The organism is Streptococcus oralis (assembly GCF_026782125.1).
In the GTDB taxonomy this organism is placed as follows: domain Bacteria; phylum Bacillota; class Bacilli; order Lactobacillales; family Streptococcaceae; genus Streptococcus; species Streptococcus oralis_CE.
The window spans coordinates 175388-192932 of record NZ_JAKUVY010000003.1; the positions used below are offsets into that span (position 1 = coordinate 175388).

Genomic DNA, 17545 nt, shown 5'->3' on the forward strand with positions numbered 1-17545 from the left:
CCTATTTTCCTGAAAGATATAGAAACAAACTTTAGATTTTTAGATAAAAAGCATAGAAAAACAGCCCCTGAAGGCTGTTTGCTTTATACTGTAGCGACTTGATCCAAGCTTTCACCGATAGCTGCTAGGCGCTCCACCACTTCTGCTTGTGTCAATTCATTTTCTGAAACATAGCGGTTGCGTGGGTGAACACGACACTCGTGTGAGCATCCACGAAGGTACTTGTCTTCATTTTCTTCTGATGTTAGGATACGACGGTTACAGAAGGGATTTCCACAGTTGACATAGCGTTCACATGGGGTTCCATCAAACCAGTCTTTCCCTACGATGGTTGGGTTGACATGGTTAACATCAACGGCGATACGCTCGTCAAAGACGTACATTTTCCCATCCCAAAGCTCACCTTGAACTTCTGGGTCTTTACCGTAAGTTGCGATTCCTCCGTGCAATTGGCCAACATCTTTGTAGCCTTCACGAACCATCCAACCTGAGAATTTCTCACAGCGAACACCACCTGTACAGTAAACCACAACACGCTTGTCCATGAATTTTTCTTTATTATCACGAACCCATTGTGGCAACTCACGGAAGTTGCGGATGTCTGGGCGAATAGCTCCACGGAAATGTCCTAGGTCGTACTCATAATCGTTACGTGTGTCAAGAACAACGGTATCTTCGTCAAGAAGGGCTTCTTTGAACTCTTTTGGAGACAAGTAAGCGCCTGTTGTTTCAAGTGGGTTGATGTCGTTGTCAAAGTCGTTGTCTTCCAAACCAAGGTGGACAATTTCTTTCTTGTAGCGAACAAACATCTTCTTGAAGGCTTGTTCATTTTCTTCGTCAATCTTGAACCAGAGGTCTTCCATTCCTGGGAGGCTGTGAACGTAGTCCATGTATTTTTGAGTTGTTTCGTAATCACCTGAAACGGTTCCGTTGATTCCCTCGTCAGCGACTAGGATACGACCTTTAAGTCCGATTGATTTACAGAAAGCCAAGTGATCTGCTGCAAATTGCTCTGCATTTTCAATTGGAGTATAGAGGTAGTAAAGTAAGACACGAATATCTTTTGCCATAAGATTTGTTCTCTTTTCTATTCTTAAATTTTCAGAATTTTTCATTCAACTATTCTAGTATACCCACTTGGGAAAACGAATGCAATTTATTTGACCGGAAATTGTAGAAAGAGTCCTACCCCTGCACTTCATCAGTAACCATACCGAATCGCAGATAATTCTCTCAATTTTTTGATTTGCTTAGCTTGACTTTCTGACAAACCCAGCTTATTGTCAATCAACACACGTGAGATGTCAACGTTCATTTGGCTCAGAATAAATGGAGTAGAGGTCCCATCATCCTCTAATCGTTTTTTATAAATCACTAACTGATTTTTCAAGGGAGTAAGTTGAGGCACATCCTTTATATCTTCCAATAGATAATCAATGATGGTCATCGCTTCACAACGTCTTTCACTTCCTCCAGCAAACCATTTTAATGGTGTCATACTCATTTCCCTCCTGAAATTCGCTTATAAATTGAAAAACTATAATCCCTAACTCTCATGCTAATATTTTACCCAAACACCCTATGTAAAAAAGTCAGCAAAAATGGCAAGGTCGCTACAATATTATTGATCACATGCACCGCATAGGATGGATAAATGCTCTTGATATAACGGGTCAAACCAGCAAAGATGATTCCAAGTGTTGCAAAGACGAAGATATCTAACAGACTAGGAAGGCTTGAAAAATGAGGGAGAGCAAATAAAATAGAAGGAAGAAGCAAATCAAGAGCAAATCTCGAATCTTTAAAAAAGGCGTGTTGCAGTAATCCTCTATAGATTAACTCTTCCATCAGTGGAATCAGAAAGAACAGGGCTATATAGATACCTAGCTCTGCAAAGTTAGTCCCACTATAACCAATCAATACAGCCCAACCTTCAGCAGTTGACTGAACATGTTTAGCTGTCTGAACGTTAAAAAAGATCTGGAGCACTACCACTAATACTGTCAAAATCGAATACCAAAGCCATTTTTCTCTTGGAATGCGAAAGAGATAACCATGGCCTGTCTTAACCAGAATCCAAATCATGACTCCGCTAAATAGCAAACTCAAGATATTTTGAATCCAGAAGAAATTGCCAATCTGGGAAGAAAATTGCCAATAGTTTTGGACAATAAGCGTCAGCTGGGAAAGGCCAAATACGAAAAATAGGTAAGAGAAGACAGCACTCATTTTGAAAAGAAGACGATATTTTTTCATAATAAATCCCCTATAGATGTATGTGTATCACATCGTATAAACCCTCAGAACCACTCTTTTCATTTTTACATCCTAAAAATCACTACCTCCCCTAGAGAACTAAGGAAGGCAGTGATCACATTTTTAGGAATTAGGAATGAATACACGAAATCAATCGAACTTATGATTTTTTGTTTTTCAAGAATTCGTCGTATTGTTTTTGCATTTCGTTCAATACTTTTTCGTAGGCACCTTCAGATTTCAATTTTTCCATCAATTCTGGGATTGCTTTATCTGGGTCTACAGTACCAGTGTTGATAGCTGTATCGAATTGTTGCATTGTGTTAGAAATTGCTGAAATTTCAGATTTCACACTGTCAGTGTTAAAGATAAATCCAAGTGCTGGAGATTCTTTAGCTTCTGCCAATTGTTTCTTAGAATCTGCAATTTGTTGGTCTGTAACGTTTTCGTTGATGTAAAGGATCCAGTTGTTACCAGTGTTCCAACCTGACATGTGAGTGTTTCCTTTATATCCATCAAGGACGCGGACACGGTTTTCTTTACCTTCAACTTTTTCCCAGTTCTTGCCTTCTGGACCATAAACAAGACCGTTCAAGAGTTCTGGGTTCGTGTTCAAGAGGTTCAACACTTCCATTGATTTTTCTTTGTTCTTAGAGTTGTTTGAGATGACAAAGTTAGCAACTTGTGTTGTTTGGTTTTTCTTGATAAAGTTAGTGATTGGTTTGATTTGGATGTCTTTGTTAGCAACGCGTGAAAGCAAGCTGTTACCATAGTCAGCTGGTCCTACTGTTTCTTCACGAACGAACCAAGTATCTTGTTGAAGGTCAAATGAAGTGTCGCTTGTTGCTACGTCTTTTGGAATGTATCCAGCTTCATAGAATTTGTGAAGAGTCTTCAAGTGTTCTTTGAAACGAGGTACTTCGTAACGGTTTACGATCTTAGTAGTGTCCCCTTCAAGGTCGATAACGAATGGAAGTCCGTTTGGTACTGGGTAGTCAAAGTTATCGGATGGGATAAAGTTCTTCGTAACCGCAAATGGTACTACATCTGGAGCTTTTTCTTTGATTTGTTTCAAGACTGGTTCAAGTGTTTCGTATGAAGTGACACCTGAAATGTCAATACCATATTTTTCAAGAAGAGCACCGTTGAAGGCAAAGTTTTGAGATGATGCAACGTTAGCTGCAACTGGAACAGCATAAATCTTACCGTTTACAGTGTTCCCTTTGATGTAAGCTGGGTCAAGTGCTTTGTAAAGCTCTGCTCCTTCTTTTTTATACAATTCTGTCAAGTCAGCGTAAGCACCTTTTTGAGCATTTACAACATAGTTATCTGCAAAGGCGATATCATAGTTTTCACCAGATGATGTGATAACGGACATTTTCTTGCTGTAGTCACCCCATCCGAGGTATTGGATATCCAATTTAGCACCAACTTTTTCTTCGATGATTTTGTTTGCATTTTCTAGCAATTCATCCAAGTTGTCTGGTTTATCACCGATTTGGTACATTTTAAGAACGGGTTTTTCACTTGAAGTAGTGTCAGCAGCTTTTTTGTTGTTACCTGTAAGGTTTCCACAAGCAGCAAGACTTGCAGCCAAAGCGACTACGCTAGCAGATGCAAAAGCATATTTTTTCCAGTTTTTCATGATAAAAACTCCTTTTTTTATTTTTAAACTTATAAACGATTTAATGATTTTAACTTCAGTCACTAAGATGAAGTTGGGAAGGGAGAAACAGTGTTTCTCAGCAAGTGCTATTCTTTGACACCACCGATCGTCAACCCTTTAACAAAGTAGCGTTGGAAGAATGGATACAGAATTGCAATCGGAAGGGTTGCAACGACAACCATGGCCATACGACCTGTTTCTTTTGGAAGAGCGACTCCCAGTTGGCCAGATAGCCCGACTGCTTTTGCAATGTAGTCCATATTTTGTTGGATTTGCATGAGCAAATATTGCAATGGATACAAGTTGTCACTCTTGATGTAAAGAAGGGCGTTGAACCAGTCGTTCCAGAAACCAAGAGCTGTCAAAAGCGTGATGGTTGCGATACCTGGAAGTGATAATGGCAAACAGATCTGGAAGAAGATCCGAGCTTCACTGGCACCATCAATACGAGCAGATTCGAGAATGGCTTCTGGAATGGTCTTCTTGAAGAAGGAACGCATCAAGATGATGTTGAATGGTGAGAGGAGCATTGGAACGATCAAGGCCCAAACGGTATCACCAAGTTGAAGCAGGCGAGTGACCACGATATAGCCTGGTACCAAACCAGCGTTGAACAACATACTAAGAAGAGCGAAGATCGTGAAGAATCTGCGGTACTTAAAGGTTGTCCGTGAGATAGCGTAGGCATAAGTTGTCGTGATGAAGACGTTGGTCACTGTTCCGACTACGGTTACAAAAACTGAGATAAAGAGCGCTTGGAGGATCTTATCTTTAAACTGAGCTAAGAACTGGAATCCGTCTACACCAAACTTCGAAGGGAAAAAGCTATATCCATACTGGAGGATGCTCTTTTCGTCTGTCACCGAAATGATGATAACGAAGATAAAGGGCAAGATACAAGAAAGAGCAATCAAACCAGAGATGATACTAAAGAAGATATCTGCTTTCTTACTGAAGGAGTGAATGCCGACATTATCGATTTTTTCTTTTTTAATTTTCTTTTCTGCCATATTCTCCTCCTTTCTAGAACAAAGCTGAGTTTGGATCGACTCGTCTTGCAAGTAAGTTTGATAGGATAACCAGAATCAAACCGACAACGGATTGGTAAAGACCGGCTGCTGAAGCCATACCGATATCTGCTGTCTGAGTCAAACCATTAAAGACATATACGTCCAAAACGTTGGTTACATTGTAAAGCTGACCAGCATTGTGTGGAATTTGATAGAAGAGACCAAAGTCTGCACGGAAGATATTTCCGACTGCAAGGATGGTCAAAACTGTTACAAGTGGAGTCAACTGAGGAATGGTTACGTTGCGAATGCGTTGCCACTTGCTCGCCCCGTCCACTGTTGCTGCTTCGTAGTAGGTTGGGTCAATTCCCATGATTGTCGCATAGTACATGACACTGCTATATCCAAATCCTTTCCAAATACCTAGGAAAAGGAGAAGGTATGGCCAAATGCCTAAGTCAGCATAGAAGTTGACTTCCTTCATGCCAATGGATGTTAGGAAATGGTTGAAGACCCCTTTGTCAATGTTTAGGAAGGCATCTGTAAAGAAACTAATGATAACCCATGACAGGAAGTAAGGGAACAACATAGACGTTTGGAAAATCTTAACCATTCTCTTAGAGCGGAGCTCGCTGAGGATGATGGCAATCCCTACTGATACAATCAAACCGATAAAGATAAAGCCAAGATTGTAGAGAACGGTATTTCGAGTGATGATAAAGGCATCTTTTGAACTAAACAAGAATCTGAAATTATCTAACCCGACCCATTTACTATTCACAATACTATCTATGAAACCATTACTGGTCATATGGTAGTCTTTAAAGGCGACCACATTCCCAAATACTGGAATGTAAAAGAATAGAATCAACCAGAGTGCCCCTGGTAAAACCATCAAGAGAAAGATCCAGTTATCTCTTAAGGTCTTTGAAAACTTTTTCATAATTTCCTCCCTTTTTATTCCTAAAAACTGATTTCATCGAATTTTTAGGTTTGATAACGATTACATTATTAGTATACTCCTATTTGAAGGCTAGGTTAAACTACTAATTATAGAAAAAACTCCACAAATTATTTTTTGTGGAGAAGTTTTTTATAAGAAATAGGTTTCACGAGAAACACTCTGAACAAGGGACACTGTTCTTGTTTTTATACTCAATGAAAATCAAAGAGCAAACTAGGAAGCTAGCCGCAAGCTGCTCAAAGCACTGCTTTGAGGTTGCAGATAAAACTGACGAAGTCAGTAACATCTATACGGCAAGGCGAAGCTGACGTGGTTTGAAGAGATTTTCGAAGAGTATTAAGTCGTATAAATCGTCGATGCGGTCGCAATAGTGTGCCACTGGTTGGCTGTAGTTGCTGCGAAATCCTTGTCTGCGTAGAAGTCAGTAAATGGTAGGATTTCAACTTCTAGCTCGTCGATGCGGTCAATCTGACCTGCCAGATAAGCCTCTATACGGCTTTCTGCTCGTTTGATACGTTGCAAGAGTCCGCCCATACGGATATCGACCGTATCTAAACCAAAGACCTTGTTTTCTTTCAGCCATTGGTGGCTAAAGAGAGCATGGAAGTTTTCAATCTCGCTTCTGAGTTTTGGTAATTCTTGTCTGGCGATTTCTTGCAGACTTTCTTTATCGTTTGTTTGGTAGGCCTGACGGATGCGTCGTCCCACATCCACTTTGCTACTTAAAATCTGGTTCAACTGGGCCTGAGTTTCAAATAGGTAGGCATAGTTCCCAGCTTTTTCTTTGATTTCAACAAGCGTCTCAGCTGCCTGAGCAAAGTGCGGTTTGTCCTGTTCAGGTGTCATGTGTCTGTCAAGAATCGGGCAGAGAATATCCTGATAAAAGACATAGCGGTTGGGATTGATCCCACTGAGATTGCCTGGTAGGTCTGGCAAGAGGTTGGCTAGGTCAATCTGCATAAATTCCTCAACTGATAGACCTGTATTGGTCTTGAAGTGAGCAGACAAACGGTCTAGGTCATTGCGGTAGCTGAGCTCTGCCCAGATTTGCAGACTTGGTAGGATAGAGAATTGGGCTGTTTCACCACCATTATCCCCCCAACCTGTCACAATCACTTCTTTGATATCATTGACACGACAGGCTTTGTTGGCCTCGATAGCCACTAGACGGCTGAAATGGTTGTGTGGGGTAAAACCAATCCACTTCCAAGCACCACCTGCAAAGGCGATATCTTGGCTAATCTTGTGGTGATTGCAGAAATTACGATTGTACTTTTCTTCGCTATCTTGGTAATAATCCCAATAAACCAAGGTTACACGATCTTTGAGACGGTCTAGGTAGACACGAGTTTCCTCAGGAATTTCCACATCGCGGTCGTACTGGCCATCTGCTGACATGAGTTTGAAGAACATGTCACTCCACATTTGGCAGTGGAAACCATACTTGTCTGCAATATCCAACACACGCTCCAAGTGTTGGCACATGAGGAGACTACGGTCCACAACACCGTTCAGAATGAGGTAGCGCCCCAAACCAACCAAGTGAGCCTCGTCCATCCCGATATTGACCTTGCGAGTCTGCAGTTTAGATAGCGTCGCAAACATGCCATCAATCAGGTCATAAACCTTTTCTTCGCCGATAAGGAGAATATCCTCCACATCACGGAGTTCTTGCACTTCCTTAACCCCCCATTTGACGAAGGCCGACAAGTGGGCTAAGGTCTGGATACAAGGCACAAAGGTCATGTCAAACTGCTGGGCGTAGGCTTCTATTTCCTGCAACTCCTCAGCCGAGTAAGCACCACGGAAATAACCAAAGTAAGGTTGTCCCTCAATCTGATAAGTATCTTCCATGTAAAGCTCAAAGGTTGAGTAGCCCATGAGAGCCAAGACTTCAATCATCTGTTTGGCAGAAGCCACATTTAGTACTGCATTTCGCGAACAGTCTGCCATGTAGGCCAACTCTTCGTAAGCAGCTTGTTCTTCAATCTCTACCTTATCACCTTCTACTAGAGCTGTTGCCAACAAGGACAAGGCGCGGTAAAGTTGGTGAGGTTTGCGATAGGTTAGTTGATAATGTCCATCCTCACCCTTGATAGAGATAGAGGCTTGGTCAGACTGAGCGACTGCAATTTCCACATCCGGTAAAGAGATATGCTTTGTCAGCAAGTCGATTGCCTGAGTTTGTTTGGGACTAAGTCCTGTAAATCTTACCATTGGTTTTCCTCCTGCAACCAGTTGACAAAGGCACCATAAAGATTGGCATCTGCATGATAGGTGCAAGCTTGGATAACAGGTGTGACCGTGTATTCTTCGTAGGTTTCGACAAATGCATCAACAGCTTTTTTGACGCCTTGGATAAAATCTGGATTTTGACTGATAGAGCCTCCCAGACTAATGACATCTGGATCGATTAGATACTGGATATTGAGCAATCCTTGCGCCAGATTACGGTTCATGCGCAAAATAGCTTCTTGACAAAGAGCGTTGCCTGCTGCGGCCTCTTGGTAAATCTTGCGACCATCCCAGTCAGTCTGACCAGATTTTTCAATTACGTAGCGAACCATGTTTCCTGTAGAAGCTAGTTGCGACCAGTTGTTGAGCTTTTCTGCTGGTTCAATGGTTGTCATATAGCCAAACTCACCACCTAAGCCGTGGCGACCACGGTGAAGTTTGCCATTGATAATCATAGCTCCGCCAATTCCTGTCCCAATCACGACACAGGCTGCATTTTCAATCTCTGGGTGAGCCAGCAGTTCACTAAGTCCAACACAGTTGGCATCATTTTCTAGATGGACAGGTAGCTGATGATGAGCAAACGTCTCATACCAAGAAAAGCCATGGATGTAAGGCACAGCACTGATTCCCTCAATCACACCTGTTTCTTGATTGACCGCGCCTGGAACGCTCATGGCAATGCCCTTATAATCTTTCTCTGCCAAGCATTGGTCTAGCCAAGTCAGTAAATCTTCTAGGGTTTCTGGTGTCGGTGTACTTGTCTTATCTAGTATTTTTCCATCAGGAGTCAGACTGGCAAACTTAATCCCAGTCCCTCCGATATCAATGGTTGCAATCGTCATATTTTCACCAAAAAAGGGACGAATCAGTAGTTAATCCTTACTCTTTCGCCCCTCCTTTCTATCTCATAGTATTAGTTATCAAACACTTTAAAACTGTTAAATGTCTTCTTTTTTAATCAATTCTGTACGAATTTCTTGTAGAGCCAATAGTCCTGAATGAACTGGATATGGTCGCTCAAGTAAGTCAAGAATGGTTTGTTGGTGTTCTGATATGCGCACATTTTCTTGACTCATATTGTAGTAACGGAGAACATATCCTTCTTCATTTTCCGCCACTTTAAAGGCTGTTGGGCAAACTTGTGGTAAGCTAAGTGCCGCATGACTCAAGAGGCTACCAGTCGCAGCAACACTTCCTTCTTGTTTAGCAACCTGAAGACTAGTGAATGGTGTTTGGAAGGCTTTAGCACGACGGAAGGCTGAGAAGCGTTCTTGTGCTTGGTGGCATTCAAGAGCATATTCGACTTCAAACTCACGCAAACACTGAGCCTCTGGTGTCGGGAAGTAACCCCAGTCACCTAGCTCACCTGAAGCACGAAGGATGGTCACTGCAATGGTATCGTCGCCAAGGATTTCATACTCGTGCAGTCCTTTATTGGCCACCGTCACTCCTTTTTCATCATCATAAAGGCTGACAAAGGCTTGTTGGTGTTGTGGATTTTCAGGATTTTCCCAAGAAGCAGCTGGTTTGTTTGGTCTTGTCACCACCTCATAGATGCTTTCAGAGTCATTGCTTGGACGCGTGTTATGAGTCTTAACCAAGAGACGGATACGGTGGTCCTTGGCAGTATTGGTAAAGCGAGTCTTGAAGCGGATTTGTGGATTGTCAACAAAGACGGTCATCTCTGTTTCCAGAGGAAGGGTTGCCAACTCTTCTGAGCGCCCAGCTTCACGCGTCATAAACTCGATGATGCCTCTTTGTTCCGCATCTAATTTTTCGTCTGCACTTACTGGAATTGTCAATTCATGCTTGAGCAAGATCTTGGCAAAACGAGCTGTATTTTCCAAGACTTCACAGCCTTTGAGTTCTGCGTAGATAGGCTCTGTTCCTTTTGGTTGGAAATAGATGTACTCATTTCCAATGTCACCACGGTCTTCAAAGCGAAGAACATCTTCATAAGCTTCATGAGTTGTCTTGTCATAAACTGTGATATTTTCATCCACACTGACCGTTACAAATGGCGTATCAATCACTCCGTTTTGGTAAATACCATCACGGTGTTCTTGTTTTCCTTCGAGCAATTGGAAGGTTGTCCAAGAGAGAGGTGCTAGATGAACAGGGACTGTCACGCGCACTTGTCGAGCGATACGAGCCTGGCGGAACTTGTCTTTTGGTAAATCATACTCAAAATTAGCTCCCAGATCTTCAATTTTCGCTTCTACAGCATGGCCTTCCAAGTCTTCGACACGGTAGTTTGGCAAGGTCAAGGCTGCCATCTTCTTATAGCCTTCTGTTGGGTGCAATTCCTTGAAATCACAAATCGCTACATCAATCACTGTGCTGACAGTGTCAACCTTGTCATGCAAGCCTGTATTGATAACTGTAAAGAGATGGTCGCTTTGGGCTTCCTGAGTTGCAATTTTACCCTTCCACTCGTTGAGAAGATTGGTCTTAACGAAGTTTCCGACTTGGTTGACCTTGGCAAAACGTGTCTCCATCTCACGGTGAACCTCGTCAATACTACAGCCACAGATACTATCATGGGGCGCATTTTGTAGAAGGACTTTCCAAGCATAGGTCAACTGGTCCTTGTGGTTATGTCCACCAGTGATGACCGTCAATGGTTCCACGACTTGTTCTAGGAGGTTACTATTTTCTTGGAAAGCTTGTTTGAGGTAAATACGGGATGAAGAAGTGTTAGCAAGTGTGTACCAACCGTCTGTTTCCTGACTGGTCAACTCACCTGTAACCGTAGATAGTTGCTCCGGCAGAGCACTTTCTACTGCGTGGATATAGTCATCAAATGAACTATGCACAAAGGTCACATCTGGGAAGAGTTCATTTGCCACACGAATGGCCTCACTCAGATTTCTCTGTACTGGCTGGTGGTCACATCCGTTCATCATCAACCATTGGTTGGTCGAAGCATAGTCACGCACGTCTGCCAATTTTTGTTTCCAGAAGGTCAAGGCCTCGTCTTTATCCACTGGAATTTCATTTCCATTACTGTACCAGTTGGCAAAGAGGATACCGAGGACACGACTTCCGTCTGCACCCTGCCAGTACATTTCTGAAAACTGGGAAGTGAACTGCTCATCTTCGAGAACTTGGTTGTCAAATCCAATCGGCTTCACACCACGCCCAAAGGCTGCCACGTGAATGCCTGATTTCTGAAGGATTTGAGGAGCTTGTCCCATATTTCCAAAGGTATCTGGGAAGTAACCAATCTGGGTTGATTTGCCCCATTTTGCACATTCTGCTTGACCAATCAAGGTATTGCGGACGTTGGCTTCACTTGAAATCAAGTAATCATCCTGCAAGATGTAAAAGGGACCAATTTTGAGTTTGCCTTCGTCAATGTAACGTTGGACCTTGTCGCGATTTTCAGGGCGAATTTCCAAATAGTCATCGAGGACAATGGTTTGTCCATCTAAGTGGAAACTCTTGAACTCAGGGTCATTTTCAAAGAGATCAAAAAGATTGTCAAACAATTCCACCAACTGCATCCGGTGGCTTTCAAAAGGCAAGTACCACTCACGATCCCAGTGACTATGTGAGATAATATGTACAACAACATTTTCCATGAGTTAAACCTCATTCTAACTTAAATTTAAAAATATATTTGTGATTCTTTACCAGAATCTGTTGAGCGATAGCTCACTAGCGAATATCCAGGTAATCCAAGACTAACTCACAGAACATCATGTTGGCCCAAGAGAACCATTCGCGAGAGTAGAGCGTTGGATCATCTACGTGGAAGCTTTCGTGCATGACACCTGTGCCACCATCGCAGGCAACGAGCTGATCGAGCAAGAATTTCTTCTCCGCCTTATCTCTTGTTGTCAAGCCTTGGATAGAAAGGGCAATCGGCCAGATATAGCGATAGAAGGTATGAGAACTTCCGAGTCCGCTAGCATATTCTCCTTGGTAGAAGTATGGATTTTCAGGGCTCAGAATGGTACGACGAGTTGCTTGGTAAACCTCATCGTCAATTGCACAGTAACCAAGATATGGAGCAGCCAGTAGACTTGGTACGTTTGGATCATCCATAATGCTAGCATTTCCTAGACCATCCACTTCAAAGGCGTAAATCTTTTCGCCCTTGCTATTGGTGGTGTAGGCGTAGTTTTCGATCCCTTCTTGGATCTCTGCTTGCAGACGTTTAGCGTCTGCGATGACACTCTCGCTATCAGCTAGATTCAATTCTGCAAAGATTTCTTGGACATAACCCAAGACAACGACTGCAAACATATTGGATGGAATCAAATAGCTATACTGACAGCAGTCATCACTTGGTCGGAAGGCTGACCAGGTCATTCCTGTCACGGCAAAGTCAGGACCAAAACCATCATTTACCAGTGTATCTTCCTTGCGGTCTGTATCCCGAATAAAGCGATATGGAGAGTTGTTGTGGTCCTGCTCTACTGTCCAGAGATGAAGGATTCCCTTGGTCGCTGTGACAAAAGTGTCATCAAACTGACTGGTCTCACCAGTCTCTTTCCAAAGGAGATAAGCCAACTGCAAAGGATAACAAAGCGAGTCCACCTCATACTTACGCTCCCAGATCCAGCCGTTAAGGTCGGTGTGATCAGTCTCATGGTGCCCCTTCCAATTCTCCTCAATGTTAAAGGAGTTGGCATAAGGATCCTTGAGCACCAAGGTCATCTGACGCTTTACCAAACCTGCAATGGTCTGACGTAAGAGAGAATCTCTTTTAGCCACATGAAGGTAGGGTCTGAGTTGGGCAGTCGAATCCCGAAGCCACATGGCAGGAATATCCCCTGTCAATACAAAGGTTGAACCATCTTCTAGAATCTCAACCGTATTGTCCAAGGTGTCGGTATAGCAACGCTCAAAGACATCCACCCACTCCGGATGGTCCTTGGCGCGCTCCGCTACCTCATCTAGCCATTTTCTAACAATTTCTTTCGAATAAATCATCGTGCAATTTCCTCTTTCAAACAAGTTTCATGTTCAGTATATAGTTTTTGAGACAGAAAATACATACACAAATGATAGTCATTTTTCTACAAAATTGCTTACTTTCGAACCTCCTCTCTAAAGGTCTCATTTTTCTGATATAATGTAGAAAAATAGCTAAAGGAAAGACCATGAAACTACTACTTGAAACCATCGATACCCGCTTTGGGACCGCTAGCAAGCATGCCTTTTCTCGAGGAAATACCCTGCCCTACACGGGCGTTCCTTTTGGGATGAATTACTTTGTGCCCCAGACCAGTAACCAGGAGGGAGCTTGGTTTTTCGATCCACATCTGCCCGTCTTTCAGGGGATTCGATTGACCCATCAACCAAGTCCTTGGATTGGCGACTATTCTTGGCTACTCCTAACACCTATCACAGGCCAGATTGGTGGAGACGGTCTCTTTCATCGTCAGTCTTCCTATGATATGGATAAGTCCTCTTTCCAACCTCATTATCTGAAGATTTTATCCCTACGCTATCAGATTGAAACCCAGCTCACACCAACTTGCTATGGTGCCTCTATTCGTTTAGAGCAAAAGCAAGGCAAAGCCCTCGCCCTCTACCTTCACGCAGCAGATGAATTGACAGTGGAGCAAGTGGATAAGAGGAATCTTGCCCTACGACAAGAAGGTAAAACAGAGACCAATAAAAATCCGCTGATACTGTTTACTGCTCTACAAATGAATACGGATATTCTTGCTGTCAGCCAAGAAGGTGGAGACTGGCGAATTGACTTAGCAAGTAGTCAAGCCGAGATTCAACTAGCAACTTCTTTCATATCGCCTTCTCAAGCTCTGCTTAATCTACCTCAAGAGAATTTTGATAGCTGTAAAGCAAGTGCGAAAGCGGACTGGGAAAACCTCCTCCATCGTTTTGATATTATGGAGACAGGAGAAGCTGACCGAACCTTCTTTGATCACTGCCTTTACAGACTCTTCCTCTTCCCACAGACTTTTTATGAGGTTGATGAATCAGAGCAAGCCATCCACATGGATCTGGCTACTGGTACTGTCAAGCCTGGCGTCCTCTTTAGCAACAATGGCTTCTGGGATACCTTCCGCACCACCTTCCCTCTCTTTGCCCTTATTATACCAGAACACTATCACCGCTTTTTAGAAGGTTTCCTCAATAGCTACCGCGATACTGGATTCCTTCCAAAATGGCTGGCTCCAGATGAACGTGGTATTATGCCTGGTACTCTATTGGACGGCATTATCGCAGATAGCGCCTGCAAGGACATGGTCCCCGACCTAGAAAAAGAACTCCTCCAAGCCATGCTTGAAACAGCCAGCAAGTCTGACCCTCTCGGCATCAATGGTCGCCATGGCCTAACTCAATACCAAGAGTTAGGCTACCTCTCTACTGACCACCACGAAAGCGTCAGCCATACCCTAGACTACGCCTATAGTGATTTTTGCATCGCTAGCTGTGCCGAAAAGCTTGGTCAGAATGACATCGCACTGACTTATAAGGTTGCGTCACAAAATTACCGCAATCTATTTGACACTGCGACAGGCTACATGCGAGCGCGAGACAGCCAAGGCAACTTCCGCCCTGACTTTTCTCCTTATAGTTGGGGACGAGACTACGCCGAATGCTCTGCCATTCAAACGACTTTAGGCATCCTCCACGACATCCCAGGCTTAATCCAACTGATGGGCGGAAAAGAAGCCTTCAGCAATTATCTATTGAAAGCCTGTCAGGATGCTCCTCTCTTTGAAACGACTGGCTATGGTTACGAGATTCACGAGATGAGCGAGATGGCTACTGCTCCCTTTGGACAAGTCGCCATTTCCAACCAACCTAGTTTCCACATCCCTTATCTCTTCCGCTACAGTGACTACCCTGACTACACTGCTCTTCTCATCAAGTCGATACGTCAGAAAGCCTTTCACCCAAGTTGGCAAGCCTATTCTGGCGATGAGGACAATGGTAGTCTCTCTGCTTGGTACATCTGGTCGGCTCTTGGATTCTACCCGACCTGTCCGGGTAAGCCCAGCTATGATCTCGGAGCCCCTCTCTTTGACCACCTCCGTATCTACCTAGCTAAGGAAAATAAATGGCTGGATATCCATGCCGAGCAAAACTACAGCCATTTCAACTTTGTCAAAGAATGCCGATTGGACAATAACCCAGTATCTAGCATTCAACATCAAGACCTCTTAAAAGCTGAGCAACTGACCTTCACTCTCAGCTGGCTACCAAATCACTCATAACCAAAAGAACCTTTGCATCGCGCAAAGGTTCTTCTTTTATGAAACTTGGACCTGAAGCTGGTCAACAAGCTGCCCATCTACCGTCAGATTCAGATAAAAATCTAAGCTTTTATCTCCTGCAAAATACAAGGTTGGTATCGTCAGCTTTTTTTCAATCTCACCAGCTTGAAACGTAAGGACTTGAATCTCGTCCCGATAGGCGACACCATGCACACCCGTCCCTGGTTGAATCGAAATCTTAGCTTCTAAAGGAATACTAGATTCTCTGCGCTTCACTGTAAAGTGGACATTTTCTCCCTTTGCCACAGCTAGACTGCTCTCAGAAAAATCTAGATCCTGAGAGTTTGCTTTTTTCGAAAAGGCAGGCGTTTTATAGAGAGAAATCTTAGTTAACAAAGGCAAAGCCTGTGCCTCTGTAATGGTCACGCGTATCTTCTGCGCCTCAACTACTGTTCCTCGTAAAAGACGTTTGTAGCCAACAGTATAGCCAAAACCAAACTCCTGCCAGACACCATCCAACTCTACCTGAACACGGAAAGCAGAGATGCGTTGCCCCAGCTTCAAATCTTCTCTTAACTCAATCACATCAAAAGCTTTAGGAGCCCCTAAATCGAATTCTAATTGGATTGGCAACTCTGAATCACTTGCCCATGAACTAGTTTCCAGTCCATCTGTCAGATGATGACAGGCAAATTCTGGTGATAGAGCAGGGCCAGATACCTTGGCTCCCAGAGCCAAATCTTCTTTATAGAGTTCGTCACGGTAGGCAGCAAATTCATAGAGACACTGGATATCCTTTTCGTCAAAGAGTCCATCTTTATTAGGCGGAATATTGAGTAAGAGAGGTGTTCCCCGCCCTACCGAGTGAAAATAAATCTCGACCAACTCCTCGAGAGACTTAGGATCCTGATCCTCATGATAAAACCAGCCTGGGCGAAGAGAAACATCTGCCTCACCGATTGAAAATAGCGTCCCCAAGGGGTCTCCGTTCTGTAGATAATCTAATTCCGCCTCTGTTCCTAACTGGTCTGGCTTGACTTTTTGCCACAAGGGTTCCCCTGCATAGCCTCGTTCATTTCCAATCCAGCGAATACTAGTTCCCTCAGTTGAGAAAATCAAACAATCGCCCTGCAAGTCACGAATGGTTTCAAACCAGGTCTCAAACTCATAGTTGACCTTCTGGGCCCCTTCGCCTCGAGCACCATCCATCCACACCTCAGTGAACTTACCGGCATTCCCATAGGCAGGATTTGACAAGATTTCCTTCAATTGAGCCAGATAGTAGGCATTGTAGTCCGCTTCTCGGTCCACGTGATAGAGGGGACTGTGAGCATCCCAAGGAGACAAATACACTCCCATGTCCATGTCAAACTCAGTTGCAGCTTGGGAAACTTCAAGGAGCAAGTCCCCCGCTCCTTTCCTCCAAGGACTAGCCTTGACCGAATAGTCTGTATGTGCTGTCGGGTAGAGCACAAATCCATCGTGGTGCTTGACCACCAAAATCAGTTTTTTAAAACCTGTTTCTTTGAACACCCGAACCCATTCACGCGCATCCAACTTGGTCGGGTTAAAGCGCTCAGGATCCTCCTGCCCTGTCCCCCATTCCTGGTCATAAAAGGTATTAGGACCGAAGTGGATAAAGGCTGCTAGCTCATCTCCCAGATAAGTTAGCTGGGCCTGACTTGGTAATGGTCCATGCGGTTTTATTTTTGTCATCATCTCATATCTCTTTCTCTTGTTCACAAAGTTATCCACAACTTGTGGATAAGAAAACATTCCTAAAAACTAGTCTTTTCAGACTCCAGCTCTTAGAATTGGAAACCTTCCCCCTAAACAGACCTTTGTCAAATAGCTTTATACTAGGGTTTCTACTAGCTTTCTAGAAAGTCACTAGTATACGGAACTATTATCAGAATACTTCAACACCATGGATTAGATATCATTCTTCCTCAGACTTATCCACAGACTGTGAATAAGCTATTGTTCCAGACCGCTCTCTCCTTGACTATAACAAAAAGCGATAGTAGCGTCAATATGATTAAGATCCCTTCCTAAATCCCCTGAAAAGATTCTATAATTTGTACAATCGTAGCTTTTGCATTCGTCAGCCAGTTAGAAGTAGCCAGTAGAAAATGACTTCTTTATCACATTGTGAACAGCACAACTGCGGTACCATAACGCCCACAACCTATTCAGAGATAATCATTTCTAG

General features: G+C 43.4%; 12 protein-coding genes. 1 reads left to right on the top strand and 11 read right to left on the bottom strand.

Annotated features, from left to right (window positions below):
* Positions 1-83: 83 nt before the first annotated feature.
* The 10 genes from trhO to MK385_RS04225 form a co-directional block, all read right to left on the bottom strand.
* Positions 84-1070 carry an oxygen-dependent tRNA uridine(34) hydroxylase TrhO gene (trhO, locus tag MK385_RS04180; RefSeq protein WP_001030013.1) on the bottom strand — a complete coding sequence of 329 codons (987 nt, stop codon included), beginning with the start codon at positions 1068-1070 and terminating at the stop codon, positions 84-86.
* Positions 1071-1201: 131 nt separating this feature from the next.
* On the bottom strand, positions 1202-1498 hold the full coding sequence (locus MK385_RS04185; protein ID WP_180382753.1) for a bacteriocin immunity protein: 297 nt from the start codon (positions 1496-1498) through the stop codon (positions 1202-1204).
* Between the two features lie 68 nt (positions 1499-1566).
* The gene (locus tag MK385_RS04190; RefSeq protein WP_268725372.1) at positions 1567-2256 is read right to left on the bottom strand and encodes a CPBP family intramembrane glutamic endopeptidase; all 690 of its coding nucleotides are present in this window, start codon (positions 2254-2256) and stop codon (positions 1567-1569) included.
* 160 nt (positions 2257-2416) lie between these two features.
* Positions 2417-3901, bottom strand: a complete 1485-nt coding sequence (locus tag MK385_RS04195; RefSeq protein ID WP_198464277.1) for an ABC transporter substrate-binding protein — start codon at positions 3899-3901, stop codon at positions 2417-2419.
* A gap of 107 nt (positions 3902-4008) precedes the next feature.
* Complete coding sequence (locus tag MK385_RS04200) at positions 4009-4932, bottom strand: carbohydrate ABC transporter permease (RefSeq protein WP_000818344.1); 924 nt, start codon at positions 4930-4932, stop codon at positions 4009-4011.
* Positions 4933-4945: 13 nt separating this feature from the next.
* Entirely contained in the window at positions 4946-5875 is a 930-nt protein-coding gene (locus MK385_RS04205) for an ABC transporter permease (protein WP_000714584.1), read from the bottom strand.
* Between the two features lie 357 nt (positions 5876-6232).
* Positions 6233-8113 carry a beta-N-acetylhexosaminidase gene (locus tag MK385_RS04210; RefSeq protein WP_268725373.1) on the bottom strand — a complete coding sequence of 627 codons (1881 nt, stop codon included), beginning with the start codon at positions 8111-8113 and terminating at the stop codon, positions 6233-6235.
* A complete protein-coding gene (locus MK385_RS04215) occupies positions 8107-8976 on the bottom strand; it encodes an ROK family protein (protein ID WP_268725374.1) in 870 nt (289 codons plus the stop codon). The genes MK385_RS04210 and MK385_RS04215 overlap by 7 nt, the downstream gene beginning before the upstream one ends.
* A 96-nt stretch (positions 8977-9072) precedes the next feature.
* Positions 9073-11718, bottom strand: a complete 2646-nt coding sequence (locus MK385_RS04220) for an alpha-mannosidase (protein WP_268725375.1) — start codon at positions 11716-11718, stop codon at positions 9073-9075.
* Between the two features lie 76 nt (positions 11719-11794).
* Complete coding sequence (locus MK385_RS04225) at positions 11795-13075, bottom strand: glycoside hydrolase family 125 protein (protein ID WP_268725376.1); 1281 nt, start codon at positions 13073-13075, stop codon at positions 11795-11797.
* A 170-nt stretch (positions 13076-13245) separates the two neighbouring features.
* On the opposite strand from MK385_RS04225, the gene MK385_RS04230 reads away from it, so the two are divergent.
* Positions 13246-15333 carry a GH92 family glycosyl hydrolase gene (locus tag MK385_RS04230; RefSeq protein ID WP_268725377.1) on the top strand — a complete coding sequence of 696 codons (2088 nt, stop codon included), beginning with the start codon at positions 13246-13248 and terminating at the stop codon, positions 15331-15333.
* A 36-nt stretch (positions 15334-15369) separates the two neighbouring features.
* On the opposite strand, the gene MK385_RS04235 is transcribed toward MK385_RS04230, so the two are convergent.
* Entirely contained in the window at positions 15370-17049 is a 1680-nt protein-coding gene (locus MK385_RS04235) for an alpha-L-fucosidase (protein ID WP_268725387.1), read from the bottom strand.
* Positions 17050-17545: the final 496 nt, after the last annotated feature.

What these genes read in the sequence shown, in the direction of transcription:
- trhO (WP_001030013.1), bottom strand. Translation starts at nt 1,070, where the DNA reads ATGGCAAAAGATATTCGTGTCTTACTTTACTACCTCTATACTCCAATT.
- MK385_RS04185 (WP_180382753.1), bottom strand. Translation starts at nt 1,498, where the DNA reads ATGACACCATTAAAATGGTTTGCTGGAGGAAGTGAAAGACGTTGTGAA.
- MK385_RS04190 (WP_268725372.1), bottom strand. Translation starts at nt 2,256, where the DNA reads ATGAAAAAATATCGTCTTCTTTTCAAAATGAGTGCTGTCTTCTCTTAC.
- MK385_RS04195 (WP_198464277.1), bottom strand. Translation starts at nt 3,901, where the DNA reads ATGAAAAACTGGAAAAAATATGCTTTTGCATCTGCTAGCGTAGTCGCT.
- MK385_RS04200 (WP_000818344.1), bottom strand. Translation starts at nt 4,932, where the DNA reads ATGGCAGAAAAGAAAATTAAAAAAGAAAAAATCGATAATGTCGGCATT.
- MK385_RS04205 (WP_000714584.1), bottom strand. Translation starts at nt 5,875, where the DNA reads ATGAAAAAGTTTTCAAAGACCTTAAGAGATAACTGGATCTTTCTCTTG.
- MK385_RS04210 (WP_268725373.1), bottom strand. Translation starts at nt 8,113, where the DNA reads ATGGTAAGATTTACAGGACTTAGTCCCAAACAAACTCAGGCAATCGAC.
- MK385_RS04215 (WP_268725374.1), bottom strand. Translation starts at nt 8,976, where the DNA reads ATGACGATTGCAACCATTGATATCGGAGGGACTGGGATTAAGTTTGCC.
- MK385_RS04220 (WP_268725375.1), bottom strand. Translation starts at nt 11,718, where the DNA reads ATGGAAAATGTTGTTGTACATATTATCTCACATAGTCACTGGGATCGT.
- MK385_RS04225 (WP_268725376.1), bottom strand. Translation starts at nt 13,075, where the DNA reads ATGATTTATTCGAAAGAAATTGTTAGAAAATGGCTAGATGAGGTAGCG.
- MK385_RS04230 (WP_268725377.1), top strand. Translation starts at nt 13,246, where the DNA reads ATGAAACTACTACTTGAAACCATCGATACCCGCTTTGGGACCGCTAGC.
- MK385_RS04235 (WP_268725387.1), bottom strand. Translation starts at nt 17,049, where the DNA reads ATGACAAAAATAAAACCGCATGGACCATTACCAAGTCAGGCCCAGCTA.